The sequence below is a fragment of the Lentimicrobium sp. L6 genome, assembly GCF_013166655.1.
Lineage (GTDB): Bacteria > Bacteroidota > Bacteroidia > Bacteroidales > UBA12170 > UBA12170.
The window spans coordinates 1-16,516 of sequence record NZ_JABKCA010000007.1; the positions used below are offsets into that span (position 1 = coordinate 1).

At 35.0% G+C, this 16,516-nt stretch carries 15 protein-coding genes; 5 read left to right on the forward strand and 10 right to left on the reverse strand.

Annotated features, from left to right (window positions below):
• Positions 1 to 59: 59 nt before the first annotated feature.
• The 6 genes from HNS38_RS02800 to HNS38_RS02825 all read right to left on the reverse strand — a co-directional run bounded on the left by HNS38_RS02800 (position 60) and on the right by HNS38_RS02825 (position 5,261).
• On the reverse strand, positions 60 to 527 hold the full coding sequence (locus HNS38_RS02800; protein WP_172282794.1) for a hypothetical protein: 468 nt from the start codon (positions 525 to 527) through the stop codon (positions 60 to 62).
• A gap of 154 nt (positions 528 to 681) precedes the next feature.
• The gene (locus tag HNS38_RS02805) at positions 682 to 1,761 is read right to left on the reverse strand and encodes an efflux RND transporter periplasmic adaptor subunit (RefSeq protein WP_172345949.1); all 1,080 of its coding nucleotides are present in this window, start codon (positions 1,759 to 1,761) and stop codon (positions 682 to 684) included.
• Between the two features lie 30 nt (positions 1,762 to 1,791).
• A complete protein-coding gene (locus HNS38_RS02810) occupies positions 1,792 to 3,060 on the reverse strand; it encodes an ABC transporter permease (protein WP_172345950.1) in 1,269 nt (422 codons plus the stop codon).
• A gap of 12 nt (positions 3,061 to 3,072) precedes the next feature.
• Positions 3,073 to 4,302, reverse strand: a complete 1,230-nt coding sequence (locus HNS38_RS02815; protein WP_172282800.1) for an ABC transporter permease — start codon at positions 4,300 to 4,302, stop codon at positions 3,073 to 3,075.
• An 11-nt stretch (positions 4,303 to 4,313) separates the two neighbouring features.
• Positions 4,314 to 4,493: a hypothetical protein gene (locus HNS38_RS02820; RefSeq protein ID WP_172282802.1), complete on the reverse strand. Its 180-nt coding sequence runs from the start codon at positions 4,491 to 4,493 to the stop codon at positions 4,314 to 4,316.
• A gap of 18 nt (positions 4,494 to 4,511) precedes the next feature.
• On the reverse strand, positions 4,512 to 5,261 hold the full coding sequence (locus HNS38_RS02825) for an ABC transporter ATP-binding protein (protein ID WP_172282830.1): 750 nt from the start codon (positions 5,259 to 5,261) through the stop codon (positions 4,512 to 4,514).
• 249 nt (positions 5,262 to 5,510) lie between these two features.
• Between HNS38_RS02825 and HNS38_RS02830 the strand changes: the two genes are divergently transcribed.
• From HNS38_RS02830 to HNS38_RS02840, 3 genes are all read left to right on the forward strand, one after another.
• Complete coding sequence (locus HNS38_RS02830; protein ID WP_172282804.1) at positions 5,511 to 7,064, forward strand: aldehyde dehydrogenase family protein; 1,554 nt, start codon at positions 5,511 to 5,513, stop codon at positions 7,062 to 7,064.
• A gap of 112 nt (positions 7,065 to 7,176) precedes the next feature.
• Complete coding sequence (locus HNS38_RS02835; protein ID WP_172282806.1) at positions 7,177 to 7,896, forward strand: hypothetical protein; 720 nt, start codon at positions 7,177 to 7,179, stop codon at positions 7,894 to 7,896.
• 46 nt (positions 7,897 to 7,942) lie between these two features.
• Positions 7,943 to 8,404 carry a GAF domain-containing protein gene (locus HNS38_RS02840; protein ID WP_172282808.1) on the forward strand — a complete coding sequence of 154 codons (462 nt, stop codon included), beginning with the start codon at positions 7,943 to 7,945 and terminating at the stop codon, positions 8,402 to 8,404.
• A gap of 228 nt (positions 8,405 to 8,632) precedes the next feature.
• On the opposite strand, the gene HNS38_RS02845 is transcribed toward HNS38_RS02840, so the two are convergent.
• The 3 genes from HNS38_RS02845 to HNS38_RS02855 all read right to left on the reverse strand — a co-directional run bounded on the left by HNS38_RS02845 (position 8,633) and on the right by HNS38_RS02855 (position 13,070).
• Positions 8,633 to 9,136, reverse strand: coding sequence for a YqiA/YcfP family alpha/beta fold hydrolase (locus tag HNS38_RS02845; RefSeq protein ID WP_172282810.1), 504 nt, complete (start codon positions 9,134 to 9,136; stop codon positions 8,633 to 8,635).
• A 97-nt stretch (positions 9,137 to 9,233) separates the two neighbouring features.
• The gene (gene tyrS / locus HNS38_RS02850) at positions 9,234 to 10,523 is read right to left on the reverse strand and encodes a tyrosine--tRNA ligase (protein ID WP_172282812.1); all 1,290 of its coding nucleotides are present in this window, start codon (positions 10,521 to 10,523) and stop codon (positions 9,234 to 9,236) included.
• A gap of 81 nt (positions 10,524 to 10,604) precedes the next feature.
• The gene (locus tag HNS38_RS02855) at positions 10,605 to 13,070 is read right to left on the reverse strand and encodes an SNF2-related protein (RefSeq protein WP_172282814.1); all 2,466 of its coding nucleotides are present in this window, start codon (positions 13,068 to 13,070) and stop codon (positions 10,605 to 10,607) included.
• A gap of 204 nt (positions 13,071 to 13,274) precedes the next feature.
• Between HNS38_RS02855 and HNS38_RS02860 the strand changes: the two genes are divergently transcribed.
• Positions 13,275 to 13,859 carry a DUF4136 domain-containing protein gene (locus tag HNS38_RS02860; RefSeq protein WP_172282817.1) on the forward strand — a complete coding sequence of 195 codons (585 nt, stop codon included), beginning with the start codon at positions 13,275 to 13,277 and terminating at the stop codon, positions 13,857 to 13,859.
• A gap of 110 nt (positions 13,860 to 13,969) precedes the next feature.
• Positions 13,970 to 15,211 carry a M23 family metallopeptidase gene (locus HNS38_RS02865; protein WP_172282819.1) on the forward strand — a complete coding sequence of 414 codons (1,242 nt, stop codon included), beginning with the start codon at positions 13,970 to 13,972 and terminating at the stop codon, positions 15,209 to 15,211.
• Here the strand turns inward: HNS38_RS02865 and HNS38_RS02870 are convergent, their stop codons facing one another.
• Positions 15,212 to 16,126, reverse strand: coding sequence for a DMT family transporter (locus HNS38_RS02870; protein WP_172282822.1), 915 nt, complete (start codon positions 16,124 to 16,126; stop codon positions 15,212 to 15,214).
• Positions 16,127 to 16,516 lie beyond the last annotated feature (390 nt).

Here is a 16,516-nt window from a genome sequence, read left to right on the forward strand (position 1 = left end):
AACCGATTGCTTACGCTTCGATTAAATTACACGAGACTTAAATGGGTAACCCTATGATTTTATTTAAGGTTTACTTCTTTATAAATGGCATAATAAAAAACAGATTTATCTTCGGAATACCAATATCCGGCTGGTTTCATAGCTTTTACAAAACCATCGGCTTCTTCTCGAATAGATTCTACAAAAGTATCTACAGTAGAGATGGAGCTTGAATCATTTATTGTAGTTAGTTCTTCTTTGATATATGATTCTGTGGAAGAGGTGATATTTGATCCATTGATAAAAATGACAATTTCTCTTTCGGCTTTTATCTTTCCAACTCTGACTAGAGAGGACATCTTTTTAGTTCCAACATCAACTGCACTAACCCCTGCAATATAAGTTTGCCCCTCCACTTTAATTAAATCAGAACCACCAAACATGAGGAGATCGTTTGATTGAATATTCGATTTCATGCTTTCTGAGCTGATTTGCCCGAATAGAAAAAATGGGAGTATGCTAAGCCAAAGGAATAATTGTGTTTTCATATATGCATTTTTGAAAGATTCCCGAAAAATGATGCTGTAAATATAATAAAAAAATAGAGAGCTGCGGAGCAACTCTCTATTTCAAATTATTCTAGAAATAATTTTGGATTAAGAATCCTATGATGTTAACACTTTGTGAATTAAAACACCTCTGTTAATTAAGTCTCTTGATATTTTCTTCTTTTGTTAAACCATTTAAAATTTCGATGTTAATACCGTCACTAAGTCCAGTTTTGATAATGCGTTTTTCAAAAACTTGAGGGGAGGTTTCTACTTCCACAAAAATGGTATCATTTTCAAAGCTGAGTAGGCTTTCGCTAATGGCTAAAACTTGATCCCGACGGTCGAGTACAATAGCAGCATTAGCACTATAACCTGCTCTAATAAAGTAGTCTTCACGGAGGGTAACTTGAGCTCGAATTTCAAACTGTACGGCACCATTTTCTTCCACTCCCTTAGGAGAAATATGCTCTAATATGGCTTCGAATTCCACATCTTCAATAGCACCAATGGTAAGGATAAGGGGCATGCCTTCTTTTATCTTGCCCACCTCTGACTCGTCAATTTTTCCTTCGAAAATCATTTCTCCCATATCAGCAACAGTGGCAATGGTAGTTCCATCGTTAAAAGTGTTACTTTCGATGACACTGTTGCCTTCTTCCACTGGGATTTCCAATAGCATTCCCTCAATAGTAGATCGGATTAGTGTATTTGTATTGCTATTGGAATTGCTGGTTTGTCCATCACGAATCAGTTCCAAATTGTCGATGGCAGCTTCCACTTCTTCTTGAGAATTCTGAAAGGTGGTTTCCGCTTGTTCAAACTCAGAAAGAGCAATGACTCCTTTTTCATAAAGTTCCTTTTGGCGGTCATATACTGTTTTATTAAAAGTCAGCTGAATCTTAGCTCTATCCACTCGTGATTCTGCATTATTCAAATTCACCATATTAGGGATGATTTTTACTCGAGCTATTAAATCACCTTTCTTTAATATCTGGCCTTCCTCCACATAAATCTCTTCGATAATACCAGAAACTTTTGGTTTAATTTCAATTTCTTTTCTAGGTTTAACAGAACCTGTGGCTGTGGTTTTTTTAATAATATCTAATTCGCTAGCTTGAGCCGTTTCAAATACCACAGGCTGTTCTTGCGATTTTTCCCAAAGGAAATAAAGGGTGTATCCAAAAATCCCTAAGACTACTAAAACTAAAAATACTTTTAAGAAGGTTTTCATTATTCTATGTTTTATTTATTATCTCTGTTATTATTCATCTCGTAATGCATCAATTGGTTTTATACTCACTGCTCTGTTTGCTGGTATTAATCCTGCTATGGCACCAGAAACAACCAATATGATTAAGGCGGTAACTGCTTTTTCAAAATCAACTTCTGGATGGGCAAACATATCAGTATTGGCCCCAAAAGCGATCAATGCATAGTTTATCAATTCTAATAATCCAACTCCAGCAACCAAACCAATATAACCAGATACCGAAGTTAATAATACCGATTCTATGATGATTTGCTTTCTGATATGCCAAGGAGTTGCACCTAAGGCTCTTTGTACTCCAATTTCTTTGGTTCTTTCTTTTACAATGATGAGCATGATATTACTTACGCCAATAACTCCAGCAAATAAAGTTCCAATGCCTACTATCCATATCAATCCATTGATTCCGATAAATAGCCTAGCCATTTTTAAATATTCTTCTTCCACATTAAAAGATCCAATGGCACGTCCATCTTCTGGTGCAATTGAATGACGACTTTTTATAACTACCTTGGCTTTCTCCAAAAGTTCAGCAGCGGAAGCCCCTTCCTTAGCTGTTATAGAATACCAGCCCACTCGATTCCCCATATTATAGGTAGATTGCATGGTGGTAAATGGCATAAATATTTGCTGGTTTTCTTGTTCGGCTTGTTGGTCATTTTTCTTTGAACTACACACTCCCACCACTCTAAAATAGACTCCTCTAATTTTTATGTTTTCACCAATTGGGTTTTCATCTTTATCGAACATCTCTTCCAAAACCCTAACACCAATAACAACCACCTTTCTTTTGTCGATAATGTCATTATTATTGATAAAACGACCTTGAAGAATATTTGATGGATCTATTTTATTATAATCTGGATAATCACCTTGTATGGAATAGGCAGCTGTTCTTTCTTTACGAACCACATTGTTTTGGCCTTGAGCAGCAAATACTTGAAGCCTTGGTGCTATGTATTCTATCTCTGGTAATTGATCGATTAGAGCTTTGGTGTCTTCATTTTCGAATTGAACAAATCGACCTCTAGGAAATCCCTTATAAGGAACGGTAGTTCTATTGCCCCACATAAACATACTATTGGTGGCCATGTCGCCCATTCCAGTACTCACACCATTATGAAGACCTTTACCAGCTCCAAGCATAACCACTAGCATAAAGATACCCCATGAAACTCCAAAAGCGGTAAAGAAAGTACGCAGCTTATTTTGTTTGATAGTAAACCAAATCTCCTGAAGTTTATCTGTATTGATGAAGTTCATAGCTTTTCTTTCTTATTCGTCTCTAAGTGCAATAACAGGTTTAACGGAAGCAGCTTTTCGTGCAGGAACAAATCCAGCTAAAGCCCCAGCAATAATGAGTATGATGGTAGCGCCTAATGCTACATTTATATTTATCTCAGGATTGGCAAAATAACTATCTCCAGAGAAACTTCCAGAGATGAGCTCTAATAATCCGACTCCCAACACCAGTCCTACATATCCTGCAAAAGCGGTAATCATGATTGACTCTTGAAGAATTAAACTTACGATAGACCAAGGTGTCGCGCCTAAAGCTTTTCTTACTCCAATTTCTTTGGTTCTTTCTTTTACTACAATCATCATGATATTACTCACGCCTACTATTCCAGCTATAATGGTTCCTATGCCAATAAACCAGATGAAAATTCTAATACTGGCAAATAGATTCATAAATTGCTGATAATTCTCAATACTATTAAAAATGAAAAGTGCTCGAGTATCACTGGGGTCGAATTTGAATTTATCCGACATGGAGGACTTTATTTCACTTACGGTTTGGTAGCTTTCTTCAACGCTAGCATCTCCAAGCATCAGTTGGATAGAATTCACTCTTTCACCCATTCCAAATACCCGTTGACCTGTACTGGTTGGAATGTAGATTCGCTGTAAATCACGATCGGAACCCGGATCGTTGAATACTCCTATTACTTTAAATGGCACTCCTCCAATATTGATGTATTTATCTATAGCTGGTTCTCCTTTGAAGAGCTCCTCATATACAATTCTTCCTAAAGAAGCTACTTTTCTAGTTTTATCTTGGTCGTTTTTGTTTAAAAATCTACCAGATATCATAGTTAAATCTTCTACATATTTATAGTCTGGAGAAATAGCGAAAACATCGAAGGTGCCGTATTGTTGTTTGTAATTGATGGTGCTTATTCTCCAAAGTCTTGTTCTGCTCGCTGACATGTCTACATTACTCAAGCCCGCCAAGATGTCGTGATCTTCGTTTTTAAACTGGATAAATCGACCAGGTTTCATTCCTTTATATGGTTTACTGGTTACTCCACCATTAATAGAAAGGTAGTTTACAGCATCTCCTTCAAATTCTTTTTTGACTCCGTTTTCGAGGCCATAACCAGAACCTAAGAGGATGATCAGCATAAATATACCCCAAGCCACACTAAAACCAGTCAAGATGGTTCTTAACTTATTTTTCTTGATGGTTTCAAATATTTCTTGCCATTTATCCAGATCAAACATAGGGATGGGTTTTAGTTTTGGAATAAAATCTGATCAACTTTATTTCGGTATTGCATCCAGCTTTTAATCTCTGATGAGTTAATCATCTGAGCACTGGCTTTGGCGATGTGCAGATAATGCTCCCTCAATACACTTAATGTATCGGGAGCTTTATCTACGGAGTTTGTGTTTAAAGGACTTTTTGTTTTCATGGTATACTTGTTTTGATGCTATATGAGAGTTTCATGAATTTTCTGTACTTCGTTTTCATTCAACAGGTTTTGAGTTCTGAAATTTTTTAAGTCGCCATTATAAATATTCTTTTCTATCACTCCATCTTTCAATCGAATGATACGATTAGTCATGGCCGCAATATCACTTTCATGAGTAACCAAAATAATGGTAATACCATCGTCGTTTATCTCTTTCAGAATCTTCATCACTTCATAGGATGTATTGGTATCAAGTGCTCCTGTTGGCTCATCGGCTAGAATTACTTTAGGTTGAGCAATTAGTGCTCTTGCAATGGCTAATCTTTGTTTTTGTCCACCTGATAATTCATTAGGCATGTGTAAAGCCCATTCTTTAAGTCCCATCTTATCCAAATATTCCATAGCTAGGATGTTTCTTTTCTTGCGACTGACTTTCTGGTAATAAAGAGGTAGTGCAACGTTTTCCATGGCGTTTTTAAAAGAGATGAGGTTGAAAGATTGAAACACGAATCCCAGCATTTCATTTCTATAATGTGCTGCTTTTTTTTCGCTCATATTTTGAATCAACTTGCCATTTAAATAATATTCTCCCATGTCATAATTGTCGAGTATACCAAGAATGTTAAGCATAGTAGATTTTCCTGAACCAGAGGAGCCCATAATGGACACCAATTCTCCTTTTTCAATCCCAAGGTTAATACCTTTCAGAACGTGTAATTTATTGGAACCTATAGAATAAGATTTGTTGATGTTTTTGAGCGAAATCATAAAATTCGTTTTTCTTCTTTTATCTATAATCATACCATTATACTTAATATACATGACCTCAGTGCTTTGCCTTTTTAAGAGGCTTTACTTTAACATTTTTTATGTTCGGGGACTAACATGGACTGTTCGTTATCGACCATTTTAAACTTGTAGACTATCGATTATTTCACATTCTATTAGGAATTTATTCACCAACTATCTTTTCTAATCAGTATACATTTGCCGTTCGAAAAAATAAATTATATATAAATGAAAAATATTAGCATTCCAGGCATTCTCAAAAGCTTGGGTATCAAAAAAATAAATAAAGGTGTTTCTACTGGAGCTCAGTGGTATGAAACTGTAGGTAATATAAGTAATTCTGTTTCCCCAATTGATGGAAAGGAAATAGCAAAAGTTCAGAATGGCACTATTGAAGATTACGAAATGGTGGTGCAAAAAGCACAATCAGCTTTTAAGGTTTGGCGAATGGTTCCTGCTCCAGAGCGCGCCGAGATTGTTCGTAAAATAGGAATTGCCCTAAGAGAAAATAAAGAAGACTTAGGCGCTCTGGTGACTTTAGAAATGGGAAAAACCTATCAGGAAGGTCTTGGAGAAGTTCAGGAAATGATAGATATCTGTGATTTTGCGGTAGGTCAAGCGAGATTGATGAATGGTATTAACTTACAATCTGAAAGACCAAATCACCGTTTGTCTGAGCAATATCATCCATTGGGAATTGTGGGAATTGTTACTTCTTATAATTTCCCCGTTGCTGTTTGGGCATGGAACTCTGCTTTAGCAGCCATTGCTGGTGATGTGGTCATCTGGAAACCAAGCTCTAAAACTCCAATCACAGCTTTAGCCACTCAGCATATTATTAAACAAGTTTTAATTGATAATAATGTCCCAGAAGGGGTATTCAATTTGGTAGTGGCAAAATCTTCAGTTATGGGAGACAATTTCATTGCTGATAAAAGAGTTGCCTTGATGTCGATTACTGGTTCAACTGCTGTTGGTAAGAGAGTAGGAGGAATTGTAGGCAAAAGACTAGGGAAAACCATTCTCGAATTAGGTGGGAATAATGCAGTAATTATCACACCAAATGCTGATTTGCAGATGGCCATTATGTCTACTGTATTTGGAACTGTTGGTACAGCTGGACAGCGTTGTACCTCAACACGGAGAGTGATTATTCACGAAGATATTTATGAGGAGGTTAAAGAGAAATTTGTCCATGCTTATGAAGGATTAAAACCAAAGATTGGGGATCCTCTTGATGAAAGTCATTTGATTGGACCACTGATTGACAATGGTTCAGTTGAGCTATTCAGAAATGCAGTGGAACAAGTAGAGAAAGAAGGTGGTAAAGTAATCTTTGGTGGTGAAGTTTTAGAAGGACCTGGTTTCGAAAGCGGAAACTATGTGATGCCTTGTATTGCTGAAGCTGAGAACCATTATGAAATTGTTCAAGATGAGACTTTTGCACCAATTGTGTATTTTATCAAATACTCTGGCGATATTCATAATGCAATAGCTATACAGAACGATGTGCCACAAGGTTTGTCTTCTGCATGTTTTACATTAGATATGCGCGAAGCAGAAACATTCCTTTCTGTTGCTGGTTCCGATTGTGGCATTGCCAATGTAAACCTTGGAACATCAGGTGCTGAAATTGGTGGTGCTTTTGGTGGAGAAAAGGATACGGGAGGAGGACGTGAGTCAGGCTCTGACGCTTGGAAGGTATATATGCGTCGCCAAACCAATAGTGTTAATTATGGTTCTAGTTTGCCTTTAGCTCAGGGTATTAAGTTCGATATTTAATCTGCTTCAATAATAATATTAGCGTCCAAAGTGGAATCTTTGGACGCTTTTTTATATACTAGTATTTTGATATATTTGTAAAAATTATCAATTAGTATTTAAAAACAAACACATGAAAAAAACAATTTTATTATCTCTAATTGCTCTTATGTTTTTTAATTTGAATATATCAGCACAAGAAACCAATTATTTCCAAAAGAAAAATGAATTCAATGTTCAAATTGATGACATTTTTGCCAAAAACAATCTTTTTACTGATCTGTATTTGTATGACATGAGTTCTGAGTATTATTTTCCTCAGATTAGCTATGGGCCAACTTTGGGCTTAGGTTATAAGCACCATTTTACAAAGGGCGCTATAAGAATAAAAGTTAATATTGCAACAAGAGCACAGAAATATCAAATTCAAGATGGTAGTGATGATTATAAAGATGATTCGAAGTTTGCCTCTCATAAAGAAAGAATTTCTGCTGGATACGAATGGCATAGTAATTTGGGTAGAACTCAAATCTTTTATGGATTAGATGCCACTATTTCTATTGAAGCTATCGCCACAGAATCATACCGATATGCCAATTATGAAGGTTCCGATTATACTGTTGAAAATACACAAGGTACTTTTACTTATGGTGTGAAGCCATTTCTAGGGTTCAAGTATTTTATAAGCCCAATGTTTTCTGTTTCTACTGAATATCATATATTATTAGAGGGGTATGCCACTAAAAATGTGAATAAGAATAGTTTAAATGATACTGAACAAAAGACTCGACAGGGTGGTTTTGAAACTAAGATAGGTCCAATAGGTCAACTTACTTTCAGTTTCCATTTTTAACAGAATATTTTCTGATTTGAAAATCCAAAAATAATATATTTGTCCAATGGATAAAAAGAAAAAAGAAGGCCGCTATCAGCGGCTTTTTTCACAAATAGAGAAATTGATGGCCACCTGTGAGCATGAACCTTCTAGAAGAGCGACCATCATAGCATTGCTTCATAATAAGATGGATTACTTTTTCTGGACTGGCTATTATTTGTTAAAAGATGGTGAATTATTAGTAGACCATTATCAGGGTCCAGTGGCTTGTATGCGATTGGCTAAAGACAAAGGTGTTTGTTGGGCAGCTATCAATCAGCAAAAGACTTTGGTGGTGCAGGATGTTCATGATTTCCCAGATCATATTGCCTGTGACTCTCGTTCTAATAGTGAAGTTGTGATTCCTTTAAGAAATAAAGAAGGAGAAATCTATGGGGTTTTAGATGTGGATAGTGCCGATAAAAACTCTTTTGACGAAGTTGATGCAGAATATCTAGAGAAGATATTGGCATTGCGCTGGATTTAATAAATGAATTTTTGTTATTGTACAAAGTAACACGAAGGAGTCACAAAAACCACTAAGAAAAACATAGAGGGTTTATGTTTTGTGTCTTCTTTGGGAGTTTTGTGATATTGCTTTTATTTAGACCAGTAACACAGTTCACATAAGCTGTAGTTTTGGATTGTTTTATCGCATAAAGAACCACCAAGCAATCAAAATTTTGCCCTGAGATTATTACTGCTTGAAGCGGATTTACACTTTCTTAGTTTCTGCTAAAAACCAAGCGGTCATACTTCTGAAAGTAGTTAAATCTATTCCATGTTCAAGCCAAGAAGCATTAACGATTTTGATGTTTTCAGCACTTGGATTAATGTTGGCTAGGTAATTCTTAACTTCTTTAGGATTTACCCTTTCATCTTTCTCCCCTAAGCAAAAGAATAGGGGAGGGTTTGACATGGATTTTAGTTTTGGAATGAATGGCTGTAGAGATACAAAATATAATGCTGGATTATAGAGTAATGCTGCTAATTGCAAATCCTTTGCTAACCAAAAGCCAATAAATCCTCCCATGCTACTACCAATTAACACTTCCACTTGTTCTTCTACCGCGATAGCCTTTATCCTTTCATAAACGGCACCTTGTTCCTTGTCATAATCAATAAATGGAGCGATAATTTCTAATTCAGCCTCCTCTAAAATTTTTATCTTATCGGGATTTGGATTGCTATGAAGTCCGTGTATATAAAGTGCTTTCATGTCAATTGAATATGGGTATAAAAAAAAGATAGAATAAAGACATCTACCTTATTCTATCATTTTCTCTAATATGTTTTTAATGTTCTATAAATGATTCTTAGGCCATCTTAATCAAGAAATAATTCTTCTTCCCTTTTTGAACCAATACGTATTTATTATTTAAAAGATCGGAAGTAGAAACCTCATAGGTATCTTTTACTTTTTCTTTGTTGATGGCTACTCCATTGTCTTTCAACATACGGCGTGCTTCTCCTTTGGAATTAAAGACCTTTGTTTCTTCTGCTAAGAAATCGAGGATTCCAATTCCGTCAGTAAATATAGCTTGCGGAACCTCAAACATAGGTACTCCTTCAAAAACAGCCAAGAAAGTACGCTCGTCTAATTTCTTTAAAGCATCAGTTGTGGCTTTCCCGAAAAGAATTTTAGAGGCTTCTACAGCAGCTTCAAATTCTGATTGACCATGAACTCTAACAGTAATGTCTTCGGCTAATGTTTTTTGTAATTCTCTTAAATGAGGTTCTTGACTATGGCGAGCTATTAAAGTTTCAATCTCTTCTTTACCAAATAAGGTAAAGATCTTAATATATTTTTCAGCATCGGCATCAGAAGTATTCAACCAGAATTGATAAAAAGCATAGGGAGTAGTTCTTTCGGCATCTAACCAAATGTTTCCACTTTCCGTTTTTCCAAATTTTCCACCATCAGCTTTGGTGATCAGCGGACAAGTTAATGCAAATGCTTTTCCAGAGGCTTTACGACGAATCATTTCTGTTCCCGTTGTAATGTTTCCCCATTGGTCGGCACCACCCATTTGTAATTTACAGTTTTTCTCTTGGTATAAATGGAGGAAATCGTATCCTTGAACCAATTGGTAAGTGAATTCAGTAAATGACATCCCGGTTTTACTGTCTGCTCCAATTCTTTTCTTTACAGAATCTTTAGCCATCATATAGTTGACGGTTATATGCTTGCCAATGTCGCGGATGAAATCTAAGAAGCTGAAATCTTTCATCCAATCGTAATTATTCACCATTTCGGCTTTATTAACGATATCGCTTTCAAAGTCTAAGAATTTACTTAGTTGCTTTTTAATACATTCCTCATTATGTCGCAATTCTTCCTCGTTCAACAAATTTCTTTCCTCAGATTTCCCACTTGGATCACCAATCATACCTGTGGCTCCACCTACTAAAGCTAAAGGCTTATGACCTGCTATTTGTAAATGTTTCAACATCATTACGCCTACTAAATGGCCAATATGTAATGAATCTGCTGTTGGATCAATACCCACGTAAGCAGAAATCATTTCTTTTTCCATTTGTTCATCTGTTCCGGGCATGATGTCGTGTATCATCCCTCTCCAAGTCAACTCTTCTACAAAATTCATTCGATCATATTTTTTTAAAAAACAAGATGCAAATATAGTTTTTTTTCATGCTTGAGAAGAGTGCTTTTTGTGAAATTCTGATTAGGATTTTTTGAGGTGAATGATGATTTCATTTTTGTCTGCTTTTAAACTCATTTTCCCATTGAAAATAATGTCTTTTTCATCATCAGTTAATTTCTCCAAAACAGGATAGATTTTTCTGATATGATTAAAGAAATCATTTAGACCTAGATGTTTTCTGCTATCTGTATGTTTTAATTGAACTGCACTCTTTTTGTTCAACTTTTCACCAAAAAGATTGGTTTGAATTGAAAGGTCCGCTATGTCTTCTTCTTTAAGGATAAGATTTTTAAATTCATGAGCTAATTCTTCTTTAAGTCTTAGACTTAATTCATGGTGGTTATCTTTTTCTGTGATAAAACTCAAGAGCTGTTTAAGAAATAAGGGTTTGCTGTTTTCCCATTGAAAAATGATAGATTCTAAACTCGATACAGTCTCAAATATGTAAAAACGACTTTTGTCTATGCCTACTTGGTTTTCTGTTTGTATTTTAATTCTTTCTTGTAGAAATCCATTTTGTATGGGAAGGTGATAATATATGAAATGATCTGCCTCAGGTAATTTTATTTCTGACTGGTCTGAACAGATTAAAAATTGAAATTCATCAGGATTTATGTTTGAATCTGCCTCTAATACTATCGCCGATTTTCGTTCTTCCAATAGAATTCTCTGAATCTGATGTTGTATAGTTTTTGAGGAGGCGTATATAATCACTTTTTCCTCTGGATTTAGATTTAGCTTATGAGAAATGAAATGTCTAAATTCATTAGGTTTTGGATAGTCGATATTGGAAGATTCCGTGTTTCGAGTGGTCTGGCTTAGACTTAATAGTTGTTTAAAATTGTTTTTGAATTGTAGTAAATCGTAATGGTTGATTCTGTCTTGCTTCACCCATTTTAAAAGCCTTTTACTAAGGTTGCTTTGTGTTAGTTTAAGCTCATTATCCAAATCAACTGGTATTCTTACTAGGTCTGCCTTTGGAAACTGATTGAGTATTTCTGACTTCTCTCTTCTTAAATATACTCCCTCTAGTTTTTTGGCTATAATTTCTAAGTTGTGATAGGCCAATATTTTACTATTGTCACTGCTGTCGAATAAGCAATGCTTATAGGATAATTCCCAAAGGGGTGTAAGTAAATACTTGTCGATAAATGCTGACATGGCATAATACTTCATCAGGCTAATTTCGAATTTACTATCTGTGATGAGTAAGATATGTTTGTATTCTATCCTGTGTATTTGGGAAAGGATTCCAGATTCATAATCATCAATTTTTTGCGCTTCATCAATAATTAAAAAGTCACAATTGTTATGTTGTGAAATATTCTCAAAACAGGTTAAGTTAAAGTAAATAAGTTTGTCATCAGGTATCCATTTTTTCATTTCTTTCTCCCAGTGCGGGTGAAGGTGTCTTGGAGCTAGAATGGTTATGTCTAATAACCCCGAGTATTTTATTTTAAGGAGCGCAGCTCCTAGCGCTTGAGCTGTCTTCCCCAGTCCAATTTCATCGGCAAGAATGCTCCCTTTTCTTGAAGCGATAAATAGAATTCCTTGCTTCTGGTATTCAAATATAGGTTTTTTGAGAAGGCTTCCTGGGATTTCTTTGTTGGAGTATAATTCACTGAGTGATTTAGACTCAAAATAATTTGAAATATAACTTTTAACTTCTGGACGTATATTGACAGATTTAATGTCTTGAATGTCCTCCAAAAAGTGATGAAGAAGGTGTAGCTTGTCTTTTTTAAATAGCTGTTTTTCGTTAAAATATTTATCAAGAATGCTTTGAGCTTTTTGCTCAGGTTGATGTGGATAAAACCAAGCAATTTGATAATCATTCAATGGATGTCTAAATATTTCAAGAAAGGGATAAGTTTGTTGAGGAAGCTGACTGATATCGTGATGGTTGGAGAACTCTTTGAAAGCATATATTAGATGTTTGCAGGTCTCCAATTTGTTGGTTTGGTAATCGGGACAAGAACAATATCCAAGCCTTTTCTTAAAATCATAAAAACTCAAATGGTATGATTTATTTTGATTTGTTCGTAGCAGATGTTCGCCGAATATATTATCGCCAAAGTCCATCTCATAATTTTCTTTTAAAGCTCTCTCTTCTCTTTCCTGAATCACCCTCTTAATCATCCCATCTCTAGAATATTGAACGGCATCATCATTAGAGATGAATAATGTTCTACTCATCTCCTGTTGGGTCTGAAACGAAGCAGCATATACATGAGAACATCTTTTGATGGAGTGACAAGAGCATTGAGTGTCGATATCCTTCTCGCGAAATTTGATGTCTACTTTAAAGTCTTCGTAGTCATCTTCCACCGAAAAGGAATAGGTATGGGTGCTAGATGTCATAAGTCTACATTGTCCCATCTCATATATTTTCATTCCTTTTCTATAGGATAGCTTATTTTGTAAAGCAGTATATTCTAAGTGTTCTATAAATTGTGCCAATAATTCCTGGTGATGTTCTTTGTTCATGGTATTCCATATTTATGGCTTACAAATTTAGAAGATAAAAGATACAAGGCTTAGGGTTTTGTCAATTTTGGTGGAAAATTGATGATTATTGAGGTCTTTTAAATAAAATTAACAAAGCTTTGCATTTTGAGACGAACTCATTTTTCGGCAGATAAGATATTATTGTACATTTGCTTTACATTAATGAATTAAATCTGAATACCCATGAAGAATTATTTACTTAGTTTGATTGCTATCGTTTTTATTTTTAGCTCTTGTAGTAGTATCAAGGTTACTGCCGAATACGATGGTAGTGTAAATTTCCAAGAGTTTAAAACTTATTCCTATTTGGGATGGAGTAAAAACAGTGATGAATTGATTAATGATTTTGATAAAAGAAGAATTGAAGCAGCCTTTGCTCATGAATTTGAATTACGTGGTATGAAATATGTCGCTACTGGTGGTGATGTTGAAGTTTCTTTATTCTTAGTGACCCAGCAAAAAACGGCCACTACAGCTTATACCGATTATTATGGCAGCCGTTATGGTGGAGCCTATGGTTATGGTGGCTTTGGTTATGGTGGTTATGGCGGATGGGGTGGTGGCTTTGCTACTACATCTTATCATCAGTATGATTATACTACTGGTACTTTAGTTTGTGATATTTTCTCTGCAGCAGAAAAGAGATTAATATGGCAAAGTGTTGGTTCAGGAACTGTTGATGACAATGCCGCTTCAAGAGATAAAGGTATTCCAAAAGCCGTTAAAGAAATTATGGCTCAATACCCAATTCAACCCGTCAAAAAATAAGCCTTTTATTTTCTAATCCTTATTTTAAGCCATCGATTTGTTCATATGAATTATCTCAAAAAAAAATAAACTTGAACAATTTGCGTTATGGCCCATACTAAAATCCATTTATGAATTATAGATATTTTTTTATACTACTTTTAGTGGTAGTCTTTGTTTCATGTAAAAATGAAGTCGATCAACAGGAGGAGTTTCATGTTGAAAATGATATCGTAGCCCTTGAAGAAAATCTGTTTTTCAATATAAATGTGGATTCGTTGGAGATTGAAACATTTAGGATTAAAAAAAATGAGAATATTTCAGATATTTTAAGTGATCACGGAATTGCTTATTCTTCAATTCTAGAATTAGTAGAGAACTCTAAGGATATTTTTAATGTCAAAAAAATTAGAAGAGGGAATAATTATCATCTCCTCAAATCTAATGATAGTATTGCCAAATGCGAATATATGATTTATGAGAAAAATCGAGTAGATTATGTGGTTTTTCAATTTGCCGATTCGGTTTTGGCTTGGGAGGGTGCAAAAGAAGTTCGACGAGTTTTAGATACCGTTGCTGGAGTTGTTGAGTCCTCACTTTGGGTAGCCTTGCAAAAGAAAAATGCCAATCCTCAGTTGGCCATGGAGCTCTCTGATATTTACAGTTGGACTGTAGATTTTTTTGGAATTAGAAAAGGGGACCATTTTAATGTTCTTTTTGAGCATTTAATTGTGGATGAAGATACTATTGGCATTGGAAATGTATATGCCGCTAATTTCAATCATTATTCCACAGACTATCAAGCTTATTATTTTGTTCAAGATTCCATTGGAGAGTTTTTCGATGAAAAGGGAAATAGCCTAAGAAAAACATTTTTAAAAGCTCCTCTTAGATACAGTCGTATTAGTTCGGGTTTTAGTAATAATAGATTTCATCCAGTTTTAAAAAAGTATCGCCCTCATCATGGGATTGACTATGCGGCTCCAAGTGGAACTCCAGTTTATACAATTGGTGATGGAACTGTTATAAAAAAAGGCTATCAGAAAAGAGGAGGAGGAAATTATATTAAAGTAAAGCACAATGCCAATTATACTACAGTATATATGCACTTGAAAGGCTTTGCAAAGGGTATTCATGTTGGTCAGCGATTAAAACAAGGTGATTTAGTGGGTTATGTTGGAGCTACAGGTCTAGCTACCGGACCACACCTTGATTTTCGCGTTTATAGAAATGGCCTTGCAATTAATCCTTTGAAAATGAAATCGACTCCAGCAAAGCCAGTAGATTCTACTAATAGAGTTGAGTATCAGACATTGGTGGACTCTTTGCAAATTTATATTAAGCAAGAAAACTTATTGGATATCCTACAATAGTTATTTGTTGGCTTGAAATCTTTTTACGATTTTTAATTCTCTATTGTTAATTAAGAATACACCGAGTAAAATGATAGTGACGAATATAAAATAGGTGCTGCCTATCTTTTCACCATCGATAATCCCCCAAAGTGTTGCTATTGCTGGAATAAAGTAGGTGACACTTGATGAAAAAACAGGGTCTACTAGTTTCACCAGCCTGTAAAATAATATTAATGCCAATGCTGTAGCTACCAATGAGAGGATGCCCACGTATAATAAACCTTCTAGAAAATCAGGCTCAAAAGAAGCGATTTGAGTAAAGTTAGTAAAGAAAAATAAAACAATGAGCGCTGGAAATCCAATAATAAAGAATTGTATGGCAACCAAATTAATCGATGGTATATGGCTCAAGAGGTATTTGATAATATTCACTTGTATTCCATAGAATAATGAGGCAATAATGATTAAGCTACCATATTTGGCATTAAAGCTAATATCTTGTCCTCCTGATACAGTTAAAAGACCATAAGTGCCAATAAACGTTATTATGATTCCAAAATAGTTCCACCACCTGGCTTTAAATGAGAAGAAAAGTACGCCAATGCTAAGGGTAAATAACGGGGTTAATGAATTCAGTATCCCAGCCGTTGAGCTATTTACGCCTTGTTGAGCCAATGCAAATAAATAGGCGGGAAAAAAGCTGCCAAGACTACCTGAAACAGCAAGGACTAGCCACTCTTTCTTTTTTACCATACGCAAATACCGAATAGAAAATGGAAGAAGGGCTAAAAAAGTAATGATTATTCTTAGGCTACCGAGCTGGTAAGGATCGAAAACCATTAGGCCTTTTTTAATGAGGATAAAAGAACTTCCCCAAATTAGTGTTAAGGCTAGGAAAATCAGTATAGCTAGAGGGTTTAATGAAGTTTTCATAAATTATTAAATGTGTTTGCAAATCTAGAATATTTTTCACATTTTAGCGAAGTATTTGGTGAGTGCTTAAGGTTCTGTATATGAGTTATTTAGAATAGTTAGCCCATTAATTTTGAAAATAATTAATTAATTATGCAATCTGACGCAACCATTTTGGTGGCGCTATTGTCTAATAAAAATGTGTTAATAGGTGTGATAGGTGAAAAGAAATACCTATTTTTACGCCCTTATTTATGCAACTTTAAAAAACTTATAACGTACTCAATTGTGAATTTAATATGATAAGCCTATGAACTAAACCTATAAATATTTGATTTACAGTGTTTTACTAACTGTATCAAATAGGAATATTATTATGAATACCAATTTTTAAATTGAATAATTAAACAA

Coding starts and splice junctions, on each gene's coding strand:
- tyrS (WP_172282812.1), bottom strand. CDS start 10,523: ATGAATTTTGTAGAAGAGTTGACTTGGAGAGGGATGATACACGACATC.
- HNS38_RS02830 (WP_172282804.1), top strand. CDS start 5,511: ATGAAAAATATTAGCATTCCAGGCATTCTCAAAAGCTTGGGTATCAAA.
- HNS38_RS02805 (WP_172345949.1), bottom strand. CDS start 1,761: ATGAAAACCTTCTTAAAAGTATTTTTAGTTTTAGTAGTCTTAGGGATT.
- HNS38_RS02815 (WP_172282800.1), bottom strand. CDS start 4,302: ATGTTTGATCTGGATAAATGGCAAGAAATATTTGAAACCATCAAGAAA.
- HNS38_RS02810 (WP_172345950.1), bottom strand. CDS start 3,060: ATGAACTTCATCAATACAGATAAACTTCAGGAGATTTGGTTTACTATC.
- HNS38_RS02835 (WP_172282806.1), top strand. CDS start 7,177: ATGAAAAAAACAATTTTATTATCTCTAATTGCTCTTATGTTTTTTAAT.
- HNS38_RS02865 (WP_172282819.1), top strand. CDS start 13,970: ATGAATTATAGATATTTTTTTATACTACTTTTAGTGGTAGTCTTTGTT.
- HNS38_RS02855 (WP_172282814.1), bottom strand. CDS start 13,070: ATGAACAAAGAACATCACCAGGAATTATTGGCACAATTTATAGAACAC.
- HNS38_RS02800 (WP_172282794.1), bottom strand. CDS start 527: ATGAAAACACAATTATTCCTTTGGCTTAGCATACTCCCATTTTTTCTA.
- HNS38_RS02840 (WP_172282808.1), top strand. CDS start 7,943: ATGGATAAAAAGAAAAAAGAAGGCCGCTATCAGCGGCTTTTTTCACAA.
- HNS38_RS02860 (WP_172282817.1), top strand. CDS start 13,275: ATGAAGAATTATTTACTTAGTTTGATTGCTATCGTTTTTATTTTTAGC.
- HNS38_RS02845 (WP_172282810.1), bottom strand. CDS start 9,136: ATGAAAGCACTTTATATACACGGACTTCATAGCAATCCAAATCCCGAT.
- HNS38_RS02870 (WP_172282822.1), bottom strand. CDS start 16,126: ATGAAAACTTCATTAAACCCTCTAGCTATACTGATTTTCCTAGCCTTA.
- HNS38_RS02825 (WP_172282830.1), bottom strand. CDS start 5,261: ATGATTTCGCTCAAAAACATCAACAAATCTTATTCTATAGGTTCCAAT.
- HNS38_RS02820 (WP_172282802.1), bottom strand. CDS start 4,493: ATGAAAACAAAAAGTCCTTTAAACACAAACTCCGTAGATAAAGCTCCC.